Below are 12012 nucleotides of genomic sequence, written 5' to 3'. Positions count from 1 at the left end.
TTATGATTCATTTATTATAAAATGTTAAAATGACAGGCAGAAATAAAAGAAAGGAAAAGTATGTTCACGCATACAGGGAACAACCTTATGAAAAAGAGATTCGTCGCTACATTATTAACGGCTGCCATGGTTATTTCATTATTCACAGGCTGTGGTTCAAAAGCAGAGAGTGACACCGACAAAACAGAAAAAGAAACTACTGAAAGCACAGCGGAAGAAGCACCAGTTAAAGAAGGCGAGGTGAATTCCGGAACATTTACAATGTCTTTCGATATGTCTTCTTATGAAAAAGGACAGCCTGTACGTTTATGGATTCCATGTCCACAGACAGACGACTATCAGACAATCAAAAACGAAAATGTAGAGTTAGACACTGCTCACGCAACCTCTGAATCGACAACAGATGCTAACGGAAACAAAATCTTATATGTAGAATGGGATAAAGAAGCTGCAGAGCGTACTTTAACTTACACATTTGATGCAACAAGAAAAGAAATCCTTGCACCTGAGCTTGCGGAAAACAGCGATACACCTGACGCATCCTTCGATGAGTATTTAAAAGCATCCAGCACACTTCCAACTGACGGGGCTGTAAAAGAACTTGCAGACCAGATTACAGAAGGAAAAGAAACAAACGTTGCAAAAGTAAGAGCAATCTATGACTGGATCATTGAAAACATGAACCGTGACGATGACGTTGTTGGCTGTGGTTTAGGAAATGTACCGGAACTTTTAACAACTCTTCGTGGAAAATGTACTGACATCAACTCCGTATTCGTAGCTCTTTGCCGCGCAGCAGGCATCCCTGCTCATGAATACTTCGGAATCAGAATGAGCGCAGATCCGGAAGCTGACATGACATCAGGACAGCACTGCTGGGCAGAGTTCTATCTTGAAGGAACAGGCTGGGTTGCAGCAGATCCGGCAGACGTGCTCAAAGCTGTATTAAAAAATGGTTGGGAAAAAGACTCTGAAGATACCAAAAAAATCCAGGAATATTTCTGGGGAAATTCAGATGCACTTCGCATCCAGCTCTCTACCGGACGTGATTTAACACTGGAACCGGCACAGGACGGAGAACCACTTAACAACTTTGGATACCCATATGCAGAAGTAAACGGCGAGAGCATCAGCTGCTACGCACCACAGGATTTCGCATATACAATCACATACAAAAACAATAAATAATTCATAAATCCCAAGGATTTTCAAATCGAGTAGGAGGCTAACCATTAGTTGATTAGCCTACCTCTCACACCACCGTGCGTCAGACTGTCTAACGATTTACAATGTCAGTCTGATTTACGGTGTTTTTTTATTTTTTAGTGTCATGTATCTATACTGTAAACGTCAAATTCGACGCCCTCCCATATTTAAAGCGCCGCATTAACTGCGACGCTTGCTGTAACAATCAACCGGTAGTTCCTTTGACCATGGCATGAGTGGTTCCAGCAATGATTGTTCTATATTTCCGTTTTTATCTATATGCTGCGGCAACTGCGTCAGCAAATGTTTGATGTAATAATACACATTCAAATTGTTTGCCCGGGCAGTTTCAGTAATGCTATAGATGATAGCACTTGCTTGTGCTCCGCGGACAGTATTAATCGTCACCCAATTTTTGCGGCCAATCGTGAAATTCCGTAGAACTCGCTCCGAAGCCGAGTCGTCGATTGAAACTTCACCATCCGACAGAAACACCTTCAAATATTCTTCTTGATTGCTACTATAGCGTAAGCCTTTTCCAGTCTCTGATTTCGGAAGCACGGTTCTGCTGGCAATGATTTCTTTTACCCACGCAAAATACGCTTCAACCAGTGGTCTGATTGAAGTCCGCCGTTCTTTTAACCGTTTTTCCGGAGTAAGATCCCTCAAAGCGCCTTCCAGGTCATGGATGGCTTCGATTTGAACCAGTGCTTTGTAAGCGACCAAGGATTTCACCGCTTCCGGATTGCCTTTGCCCATTACCTTGATGGTATTGGCATAATGGCGTCTTGCATGCGCAAGGCAGTTGGCGTTAATCAGTCCCTCCTGTTCCCGTGCAAGCTTGTGGTACTGTTCCAGACCATCCGTCATGAGTACGCCTTTAAAATTCCTCCGTTCAGATGAACCCACATATAACTTGTACTTCCTGCCGGTCTGCCATCATGAATGACATCCACGGGCGTTTCGTCGCATTGATTAACATGCGCCTGAAGCTGTGTTCTCGTTTGGAAATCTCTGGATATACGATCCAGCGGATTACTGTTTGCATACCTTGCATTGATAATTGCTGCTTCCAATGACGGAGTGGCAATACTGCCACGAAAAAGTACCTTCGGGTGATCTCCTCGAAGAAATTCATCCTGATGAAGTCCATCTATTCCGACATATACTTTGATGACATGTTTTTCGGCAATCCATTTGCTTGGTTCAAAACGCAGCTGCCAGCAGATTTTATCCGGCATGCTCTTATAGTTTCCTTCACCTAAGGTGGAAATAAGCCGATCTTCAGAAACATCATGGGGGATGATTTCCTGCGGAAATTCCTTTAAATCTTCCTCACGTTGTCCTTTTTTCTTTGGTTTGCGAGGCTTTTGTAATGCTTCATTCACAGCCTCTTCCATCGCTGGCTCGTTGGCATTTTCGTCATAGCAGGCCTCCGCTTCATTGAAGAAAGAGAGCTGTCCGGCAATCTCAGTCAGTTTTTCTGTATGACGACCGAAACGTTCCTGATTGGCAGGACGGATTTGCTCCATGAGATTCTCATAATCATGTTCCAGCTTATCCAAACGATCCTGCATCTCTGTTTTGCACGATTATCGAGAAGCGATAAATATATATTGATTTTCAATAATTAGTATGTTATATTAAAGAAAATATAAAATATTACTGACCGAAAAGGAGACCGGATATTATGAATACTTATCTTACAAAATTCACGAAATATATACTGGATATTATGTTCTTGAGTGGTATTTTCGTTCTGATTACGCTCCCATTCTCTCTTAAATTCCTTGGCAGACATTATTCCAGTACGATAACAGATCATTTTCTTTTTATGCTTGTTATATTTGCCGTTTCCGGCATCTGTGGACTTCTAATCATCTATGAACTCAGGAAGATGATGCACACAGTTCTTCATGAATCTTGTTTTGTCTACGAGAATGTGAAGAGTCTGAATCATATGTCAATCACCAGTCTTTGCATTATCGTTATGTTCATTCTTAAGCTTATCTTTCTTCCTACGCCGGCGACAGCGGTTATTATTCTTACTTTCTTTATCGCCGCATTATTCAGTCGGGTTCTGGCACACGTATTTGCCCAGGCAATCAGTTATAAGGAAGAAAATGATCTTACGATATAGGAGGTGCCAACATGGGAATTAGAATTAATCTGGATGTCATGATGGCGCAGAGAAAGATCGGACTTGTAGAACTTGCGGGGAAAGTAGATATTACCCCTGCCAACCTGTCTATTCTTAAGAATAACAAAGCAAAGGCTATCCGTTTTTCTACACTAGAGGCCATCTGCCGGGAACTTAACTGCCAGCCCGGAGAAATTATAGAATATGTTGAAGACGATAATAACGGTATCTAGGTAACATGAACATTGATCATATGGAGGTATCACTATGAATGACAAACCATTAATTATGAAAATGAAAGAAAATTACCAGTATTTTGGAGGATTAAGTTTCATCTATGGACTCGTGCTTCAAGTCCGTTAGCTGATGCAATCCTGGATCGTATTGTGCATGATTCATATATGATTAATATTCAAAGCATTGATCCATCGAAAGATATATCATACTACTGGTATATTGGCTGCCTAAATCTGAATGTAGGATAATCCCTTCTGTATTTTTGACATTTGTACAAATCCATAACGGAGGCCAGATATGTCCACCCTTCTTTCGGCACGTAGATGTAGGTGATGTCCATACACCACTTCTGATTGATGGCATCCGCTGCAAAATCACGTTTGAGGATATTTTCCTTTCCTTGCCAGCAAGCTGGCGTGGCGATATGTCTTACGACTACCACCGTGAATTGTTCACTCCATCGGTTGTTTTCTGCTCTGCCTTATGTCCCGTTCTCTCTTATGGCAGAGAAAAGGACAGAAACCTTTCGGCTCTGTCCTTATGAGAGGTGTATCTGTTAAATATGTCAGACAAAATTATTGTACCGATGACACTGTTTCAATAGTAAATGTTTCATGAGCTGGATTTTTGTCTATTGTATGGTCTGCACGTCTTTTAAATTCCATTTCATACAGTGTTCCGTTATCCAAATCACTCAATTTGTTGAAAGTTATATCACTTCCGCCTGAAAGTTTTCCTGTCGGCTCATATTCTTTGTCTATCATCACAAAGAATTTAATACATTTTGTTGCCGTTCCTGGTGTAGCCAGCGTTGCAGTTTCATTTAAACTGAATGATTTATCGGAACTATTGTCCTTATTCCATTGTACTGTAACTCCCTGCACATGAGGGTCGTTGTTTCCTACATAGGTAAATGCCCACTCTTTATAGGATACTTGTGTTGGTCTGCTTACGATATTGATTGTTATATCCTCGTCTGGCATAACAACTTCATTTGCTCCTGCAATATACTGATTTTCTTCAAGCTGTAAACTTTCTTTATTTAATTTAAAAGCATACTCATAGTTAACTGTTGTTGTTTTGCTCGGATTTCCACTAACCATACCACCATCATATTAATTTATTGTAACCTGATGTGAGTTGACTGTATATTGGGCTTCTACCATTAAATTGCCGTCATATGCAGACGCATTTTCAATCATTTGTTCTGTAATAGGGTTTCCTTCTGTCCATGATACATTGTTGATCGTGTACCCTGTAATTGTTTTTCCTGTCTGCATAAACTTAGATTCATCAATCGTAGGAACATCGCCAATAGCAGCAGTACCTAAAACAGCGCCCTCGTTGTTAGTCAACGAATAGGAAATTTTTTCTGTTTCAAAAGAGATGTTCGGATTTTTAACCCAAGCTTCCTTTCCAGCACTGGAAAAATAGAACACTTTTTCATAGCCGTCTTTTGTTCCTACCGTATAAGTATTGTCCTTTCCTAAATCAGAATTTACTTTTACATCAATAGCTGCGGAAGTATCGAATAGTTCTCCGTCTTGTCCATTTACTAAAACCTTGACATCATAACCAGCCATAACATCTACATAGAAAGAAGTAACATTTTCATAACTATCTCTCCATGTGATTGTTCCTGTTTTACTCTTTACAGACGTATTCGGTTTAATTTCGGTGCTGACAGTACCGTTCTTGTCCTGAACATAAACAGACTTAATTCCCTCTGCTGTTTCCGTATAAGTAAATGTTTGCGAAGCCTGTGCTCCATCTCTCCAATCCATAGCGTGAACAGGGAGTGCGAAAGCTGGCAGGCAGAGAGTGCTTACGGCCATAGCAATGATAAATTTATTTGGTTTCTTCTTAATAACCTCCAAAAATCAGATTTCATATTTCTTGATTGTGTATCAATGTTTATAGCCGATTTATGAGTGGCTTTTTCTTCTTTTAATAAACAGAACTGTAACCACTCCAGCAAGTGAAAGTATTGCAATCGTACTCCATAACAAAACATTTGATGTATCTCCCGTCTTTACGGTCTGTCCTGTCTTACTGGCATCTTTCTTAGTATCTGTTGACGTGCTGTTACCGTTATCTGGCTTCGTCGGAACAGTAGTCTGTTCTTCTTTGTCTTTCTCTTTGACCGTAACTGTAATGCTCTTTGTTACAGAGGCTCCGTCCTTATCTGTCACCTTGTAAGTAACTGTATAAGTGCCGACCTTTGATGTATTTACAGTATTGTTGATAACTTCGATCCTATCTGTGAGACTGCCATCTTCCTTGTCGCTGGCTGTTACGTCTTTCTTAGGGTCAAAGCTATCCCCAACTGTAATTGTCTTATCCCCTGCTGTAATCGTTGGAATATGGTTGATTGTTACTGCATTTTTTGCAAATGTCCATGTTCCGGTAAACTTTACATCGCTTGTCACTGTTTGATTTTCCTTATCATAGCCTTTGAATGTCCATACACCATCAGATACTTTTACTGATGTTGAGGTTGGTTGAGTTGGAGTTACCTCTGTTCCATAGGTATATGTAGAACTGCTAGGGCATAAGTTACTTACCTCTTCTGGAAGTGCTTCGCCCGCTGTTCCGCTGACAAATTCATAAGAAACAGTATGGATTTCGTCAGTGAAAGTTGCATGAATAGTATGAGGCTCTGTTACATTTTCAAAAGTATAGGTAAATGAGTCTTTCTTTGTTTCTGCTAAAACACTATTACCGTCCACTGTAACCGAAGCTATATCTTTTCCTGTATCAGCAGTAACGGTATATTGCTTGTTTGTGCCATATTCCACCTCTGTAATGCCACTATCTTCAATCGTTCCGCCTGTATCGGCAGTAGCGTTGATTGTAGGATTAAAATCCGCATAAAGATTGTATGTGATTTTATTTCCTACCGTTTCGCCTGTAGTAAGCAGACGATTGACAGAGATAGTCTGTCCTATGCCATCGTACGGACTTTTCCAATCAGAGCCATCATTTGAGAAAGAATATCGCCTTCCCCAACCATAGTCTGTACGGTTGCCTAAATCTTCCCCTTGATATAACTGTTCATAAGTCCAGCCTTTCCATCTCCAGCCGTCCGCAGGAGTTGCCTTGTATTCTCTATAACCAATTCCTTGCGTAAATGTCGTTTCGATCCCGTTGCTACCTGTTAATTGCACTGTTCCGCCATTTTTTGTAGTATATACATGAACTTCTGCATCTTTAACGATAGCCTGTGTACCATGTACTTCTTCATAGCGGTCTGTATTACCGCCGCTGGCAAGAACAGTTTGTGGACTTATAGAAGCCAACATGGACAAAGATAAAACGAGTACAAATGCTTTTTTTGTTCTTTTCATTTCTTGTTCTCCTCTCACTTTTTCAAAATATTATAGAGAACGATTAAAAAGTTTCTGTTCCTCCCTCCTTTTCTTACCATTATCAAAATGTACACTTTTTGAAAAAGATATAGATTAGTTAAAACAGCCAATCGCAATTAAAAAATAATGGCTTCAAAACTGTTCTGAACACTAGAAAATATTGAAATAATTGGAAATTTCGTTTATACTGTATAATGATATAGTGGACTATTAAAAAGTGTACCTTATGATAAATGCTGCTGCGGAAAACTGCAAAAGAAGGGAGGAGAATGGTATGGCGGTACAAATGTCATTGTTGGACGCATTGCAGCAGAAAGCGTGCTGCAGCCATCTTTCTGATCTGCGCTTTTTGAACCGGCCTGAACAGGCAAGGCTGGCGCGGGAAATTGAACAAATCCCAACAAGCGCGGCTTCCCTGTTTGAGTGGAACGACGCACTGGCGTATCTGGTGAACGGCCCGCCCCAAGACACACCAGAAGCCGCACGGGAGCGGCTGATCTGCCTGTTAGGCCATCCAGAACGTATAGAAGCGAAAAACTATTTTGAAAGTGAGGAATGATTATGAAAAAACGAATCATGGCGATTCTGCTGTCGGCTGTTATGATACTGTCTCTTAGTAGTACAGCGTTTGCGGAAACTGTCAATACCGGCAATGCGCTAGAAACAACAGCCTTAGATAATGGTGATGGAACTTATTCCATCGGAACGGATACCAATACAGCAGTTGCCGAAGTGAACGGCTTTGACTACACCACCTTGGCTACTGCCATTGAAACTGCCAAAGACGGCGGGACCGTGAAGTTTCTGAAAGATGCGTCTGATGTCACCATTCCGGAAGGTACTAACGTGACAATCGATCTGAACGGAAAAACTATCTCCAGTGCCAATGATCACGCTATCACCAATAACGGGACGCTGACAGTGACAGACAATAGTTCGGACAGCAGCGGAACAGTGGACGGCGGCTCTACCTCCGGCAAGGGCGCGCTGTACAACGCCCCCGGCGCAACTGCCACCCTGAATGGCGGCACCTTCACCGGCTCCAAGTGGTATGTCATTAAGAACCTAGGCGCCATGGCCATTGATGGCGCAGCCGTAAAGCAGGAAGACATCGGCTCCAGCGCCATTGACAACGGCTACTATGGCAATCTGGGTAATGACTGCAATGTGAGCTATCCGACAGAAGCTAATGTTACTCTTACTGTAAAAAGCGGCTCCGTCACCGGCGGCATGAACGCCGTGAAGAACGATGACTTCGGCACCCTGAACATCTCCGGCGGCTCTTTCTACACCAATGCCTCCAACGGTGCCACCATCCTGAACTGGAACGTGGCCACCATCACCGGCGGTACCTTCAAGGCTGACGAAAGCACTCCTGCGGTTGTCAGCAACGGCAACTGCGGTGATGCTGACGTGGGTCAGTTGACCATCACCAGCGGCGATTTCACCGGCGGCGTGACCCTGTTTGGGCAGCCTGTCGGTACTACCGGCACAGCAACCGCAACCATCACTGGCGGTACCTTCAGGGGGCAGCTCCTCAAGCCAAGCAATATGGAGTTCAGCATCGCCGGCGGTACCTACTCCGTTGAGGTTCCCGAGGAATACTGCGCGGATGGCTTCGCGCCCAAGGCGAATGGTGACGGCACCTATGGCGTGCATACCCACAGCGCCGTGAAGACGGAAGCCAAGGAAGCCACTTGCACCGAGGCGGGCAATACTGCTTACTGGTACTGCTCCGACTGTGGGAAGTACTTCTCCGACGAGGCGCTGACCAAAGAGATCGTTCTGGCAGATACCGTGATTCCCGCTACCAGCCATGCCTACGGCACCGAATGGAAATCGGACGATACCAACCACTGGCATGAGTGCACCGCCTGCGGAGAAAAAGCGGATGCTGCGTCCCATACCTTCCAGTGGATCATTGACAAAAACGCAACCGCAACCGAGGCTGGCAGCAAGCACGAGGAATGCTCCGTCTGCGGCTACAAGAAGGCGGCTGTGGAAATCCCGGCAACTGGTACTTCCGTCGGCAATCAGACGGGCGGCAATACAGGCAGCAAAACTGCGGATAAGCCAATCAGCAATGTCCCGCAGACGGGCGACACCAGCAATCTTGCCCTCTGGATTGTCCTGATGGCGGTATCCATCGGCGGATTGGGAACTCTGTTCCTGTTCTCCAGAAAGCGAATCTGCCATGGTAAACGCATGAAATAATTGATGGCAAGGCGGTGCGGAGTTTTTCTCCGCACCGTTTTTTGGGACATATATGCAGAAGCAAGTAAAATAAACTGCTGCTATGCGGAACAGGAGAAACGTAAGAACTGACAGAGAAACGGATACCGGCGGTTGCTTTCAGCGGCCAGACAGATGGGAAAGGAAATGCCTGATTAAGATGTACCGCCAGACAAGAAAGGAGATAGGGGATGGGAAGAACCGTAAGAAAAATCCGAATTGTTCTTCATACAAAGGAAACCGGCTCCCGTTTTTTGGGGGGCCGGTTTCCTTTTCAGAGATAACGTTGAAGTAATGCAGATTTGTCAGCAGTTCCACTTCTTCATTGACAAACACTATTCATTATATCATCCCAATCAATCTTTCCAATATATTCATTGTGTATAATTCGTTGCATAGGCTCTTTCCTATAAATGTTTATTAACTCCTTACACCATTTCGGCAGAAATCTTTATTTTATCGGGTTTTGTAGACTTCCATTGACTTTATAGAGACTTATGAAATCCGTCCTGTATATTATGATTCCTAACTTCATCTATAGCTCCTCTCTTCATGCTTCATTATTCTTCAGAACATACAGTAGTTTATCACTTTTGTTCTCTCTTGTCACGGGTCTCCATCAAGATTACGGTGCCGGACGGAAAACTGATCACGACTTCTTCTTCGTCTTCCGCAATCTGGTTGCTGACGCACAGGCTATCGTACGGCGTAAGCGTATGGTTTCTAAGCGGATACCTTGCGCCCTCTATGTTAAATCCAAAGATCTCTTCGCCCAGCGGGAATACGGAAAAATACGGCCCATATAATTCATCCTTGCGGATATGCGTATCACCGCCTCCAATCAGGCAGATCATATTCTGGCTATCCATGATCCTGGCATCCACCCCTGCTTTGTATGGAATGGTAAGGGTCTGCACGTTGGCCCAAAGGTGGTCGATCCTTCCGCCTGTGGCGCCCAGAATAATCAGTTCGCTGCACCCGAGCGTAAGAGACAGCCTGACCGCGATCTCCGTATCGGACGCGTCCTTCACAGGATTGAATTCCCGGATCGGGACATTAGTCTCATTCCTGTAATAATCGGCAATCTCTTCTTTTACACTGTCAAAGTCTCCAACAATATAACTGGGCATGATCTGGTGAGCATACAAAAATTCCACGCCCTTATCTACTCCAATAATACACTGGCTCTTCTCATCCTTAAGAATTGAAAGCGTCAGTTCCTCATCCAGCTGCCCGCCGCTTACAATAACAATCCTCTTACTCATAATCCCTTAATATCTCCATAAACTCTTTGGTATTCTGTCCCGGCTCGCCCTTAAATACTGCTGAGCCTGCAACAACAACATTGACTCCTGCTTCCAGCACTTCCCGGACATTCGTAAGGTAGATCCCTCCATCGACTTCCACATCTACGGAAAGTCCTTGTTCTTCTATCATTCCCCGAACCTTGCGGATCTTGTCAAGAGATTCCGGGATAAATTTCTGTCCTCCGAATCCCGGATGGACGCTCATCACCAGAATCATGTCAACATCCTCAAGAAAAGGCTTTAGTGCCTCCGTTTCCGTCTCCGGACAGATAGACAGGCCGACCTTCATACCACATTCCCGAATCTTATCAATTGTCGTTTTCACATCTTCACATGCCTCTAAATGCACTGTAAGGATGTCCGCGCCGGCTTTCTGAAATGCTTCCACATAACGGATGGGCTCCTGCACCATCAGATGTACATCCATCGTCTGGCTTGTCCCACCCTTTACTGATGCGAGCACCGGCATGCCAAAGGATATGCTGGGCACAAACATGCCATCCATCACGTCAAAATGCAGATATCTGGCACCATTTTCTTCTGTTTTCTTCATCTCCTGGCCCAGATTCTTGAAGTCCGCAGCCAGAATTGACGGGGCTAATATATACTCCATCATCAATACCTCCTCTTATTCTTTAGTTCTTCATACATCTCTATATAATTCTGATACCGTACTTTATGAATCTTTCCTTCCTCAACGGCTTCCTTTACCGCGCAGCCCGGTTCATGGATATGATCGCATCCATTGAACTTGCACGTGCCTTCGTATACTGCAAACTCGGGAAAATAGTATTTCAGTTCTTCCTTTTCAAAATCATTTACATACAGAGAGCTAAACCCGGGAGTATCCATAATATAGGAATCCGCATCCACCGGAAATAATTCCGTATGTCTGGTGGTGTGCTTTCCCCTCTCGATCTTGCTGCTGATAGCGCCCGTCTCCATATTGGCTTCGGGCTGAAGGATATTGATAATGGATGACTTGCCCACCCCGGATGGACCTGCGATGGCCGTCGTCTTTCCTCTTAGCACTTCCTTCACCTGGTCAATATTCTTATCTTTAAGAGCGCTGGTGAAAATCAATGGATACCCGCAGTTCTCATAGATGGCTTCCAGTTCCTTCACCTGCGGATCGGTTGCGATATCCTCTTTATTAAAACAGAGAATCACTGGTATCTCCTTACTTTCCATCATTACAAGAAAACGGTCCAGCAGGTTAAAATGCGGGTTGGGCCTTACGATGGCAAATACGACCAATGCCTGGTCGATGTTAGCGACCGCGGGACGTACCAGTTCATTCTTTCTTTTCAGGACTTCCGTGATGTTTCCCGTCTTCTGCTCTTCATCCAGCGCTTCTATAATTACATTATCCCCCACCAACGGCTTAATCTTCTCCTTGCGGAACACGCCTTTGGCCTTACATTCATAAACACCGGATTCTACTACATGTACGTAGTAGAATCCGGCAATACCCTTTACTATCTTTCCTTGCATATATCTATCCTGTCTGCTTCTTTCGCCT

At 43.9% G+C, this 12012-nt stretch carries 13 protein-coding genes and 1 pseudogene; 5 read left to right on the top strand and 9 right to left on the bottom strand.

The window, feature by feature from the left end:
• Window positions 1–60: 60 nt before the first annotated feature.
• On the top strand, window positions 61–1188 hold the full coding sequence (locus tag HDCHBGLK_RS09355; protein ID WP_004605524.1) for a transglutaminase domain-containing protein: 1128 nt from the start codon (window positions 61–63) through the stop codon (window positions 1186–1188).
• A 198-nt stretch (window positions 1189–1386) separates the two neighbouring features.
• Here the strand turns inward: HDCHBGLK_RS09355 and HDCHBGLK_RS09350 are convergent, their stop codons facing one another.
• Both HDCHBGLK_RS09350 and HDCHBGLK_RS09345 read right to left on the bottom strand, forming a co-directional pair.
• Window positions 1387–2076, bottom strand: a complete 690-nt coding sequence (locus HDCHBGLK_RS09350; RefSeq protein WP_004605523.1) for an IS66 family transposase — start codon at window positions 2074–2076, stop codon at window positions 1387–1389.
• Window positions 2073–2771 (bottom strand): IS66 family transposase, encoded by a 699-nt coding sequence (locus tag HDCHBGLK_RS09345; protein ID WP_130574583.1) that lies wholly within the window; start codon window positions 2769–2771, stop codon window positions 2073–2075. The genes HDCHBGLK_RS09350 and HDCHBGLK_RS09345 overlap by 4 nt, the downstream gene beginning before the upstream one ends.
• A 125-nt stretch (window positions 2772–2896) precedes the next feature.
• Between HDCHBGLK_RS09345 and HDCHBGLK_RS09340 the strand changes: the two genes are divergently transcribed.
• Together HDCHBGLK_RS09340 and HDCHBGLK_RS09335 are read left to right on the top strand one after the other, a co-directional pair.
• Entirely contained in the window at window positions 2897–3346 is a 450-nt protein-coding gene (locus tag HDCHBGLK_RS09340; RefSeq protein WP_004605521.1) for a DUF2975 domain-containing protein, read from the top strand.
• An 11-nt stretch (window positions 3347–3357) separates the two neighbouring features.
• A complete protein-coding gene (locus tag HDCHBGLK_RS09335; RefSeq protein ID WP_004605520.1) occupies window positions 3358–3579 on the top strand; it encodes a helix-turn-helix domain-containing protein in 222 nt (73 codons plus the stop codon).
• Window positions 3580–3793: 214 nt separating this feature from the next.
• Here the strand turns inward: HDCHBGLK_RS09335 and HDCHBGLK_RS19380 are convergent.
• The 4 genes and pseudogenes from HDCHBGLK_RS19380 to HDCHBGLK_RS09315 all read right to left on the bottom strand — a co-directional run.
• Window positions 3794–3974 (bottom strand): annotated as a pseudogene (locus HDCHBGLK_RS19380) (IS3 family transposase); the annotation flags it as partial.
• Between the two features lie 184 nt (window positions 3975–4158).
• A complete protein-coding gene (locus tag HDCHBGLK_RS09325; RefSeq protein WP_004605518.1) occupies window positions 4159–4686 on the bottom strand; it encodes a hypothetical protein in 528 nt (175 codons plus the stop codon).
• Window positions 4687–4698: 12 nt separating this feature from the next.
• Entirely contained in the window at window positions 4699–5460 is a 762-nt protein-coding gene (locus HDCHBGLK_RS09320; protein ID WP_004605517.1) for a hypothetical protein, read from the bottom strand.
• A gap of 48 nt (window positions 5461–5508) precedes the next feature.
• Window positions 5509–6930: an SHIRT domain-containing protein gene (locus HDCHBGLK_RS09315; RefSeq protein WP_004605515.1), complete on the bottom strand. Its 1422-nt coding sequence runs from the start codon at window positions 6928–6930 to the stop codon at window positions 5509–5511.
• A gap of 295 nt (window positions 6931–7225) precedes the next feature.
• Here HDCHBGLK_RS09315 and HDCHBGLK_RS09310 point away from each other — a divergent pair, with 295 nt between their 5' ends.
• The gene (locus HDCHBGLK_RS09310) at window positions 7226–7510 is read left to right on the top strand and encodes a hypothetical protein (protein WP_130574582.1); all 285 of its coding nucleotides are present in this window, start codon (window positions 7226–7228) and stop codon (window positions 7508–7510) included.
• A 2-nt stretch (window positions 7511–7512) separates the two neighbouring features.
• On the top strand, window positions 7513–9165 hold the full coding sequence (locus HDCHBGLK_RS09305; RefSeq protein ID WP_130574581.1) for an LPXTG cell wall anchor domain-containing protein: 1653 nt from the start codon (window positions 7513–7515) through the stop codon (window positions 9163–9165).
• 605 nt (window positions 9166–9770) lie between these two features.
• Here the strand turns inward: HDCHBGLK_RS09305 and HDCHBGLK_RS09300 are convergent.
• From HDCHBGLK_RS09300 to rsgA, 3 genes are read right to left on the bottom strand one after another with little or no spacing between them, the layout of a single operon-like run.
• Window positions 9771–10448 carry a thiamine diphosphokinase gene (locus tag HDCHBGLK_RS09300; protein WP_004605511.1) on the bottom strand — a complete coding sequence of 226 codons (678 nt, stop codon included), beginning with the start codon at window positions 10446–10448 and terminating at the stop codon, window positions 9771–9773.
• Window positions 10441–11103: a ribulose-phosphate 3-epimerase gene (rpe, locus tag HDCHBGLK_RS09295; protein WP_009248754.1), complete on the bottom strand. Its 663-nt coding sequence runs from the start codon at window positions 11101–11103 to the stop codon at window positions 10441–10443. The genes HDCHBGLK_RS09300 and rpe overlap by 8 nt, the downstream gene beginning before the upstream one ends.
• Window positions 11104–11105: 2 nt before the next feature.
• Complete coding sequence (rsgA, locus tag HDCHBGLK_RS09290) at window positions 11106–11984, bottom strand: ribosome small subunit-dependent GTPase A (RefSeq protein ID WP_004605509.1); 879 nt, start codon at window positions 11982–11984, stop codon at window positions 11106–11108.
• Window positions 11985–12012: the final 28 nt, after the last annotated feature.

The organism is [Clostridium] scindens ATCC 35704 (assembly GCF_004295125.1).
Classification (GTDB): Bacteria; Bacillota; Clostridia; order Lachnospirales; family Lachnospiraceae; genus Clostridium_AP; species Clostridium_AP scindens.
The sequence above is the reverse complement of the archived record's forward strand: the minus strand, read 5'-3'. Positions and strand labels throughout refer to the sequence as shown.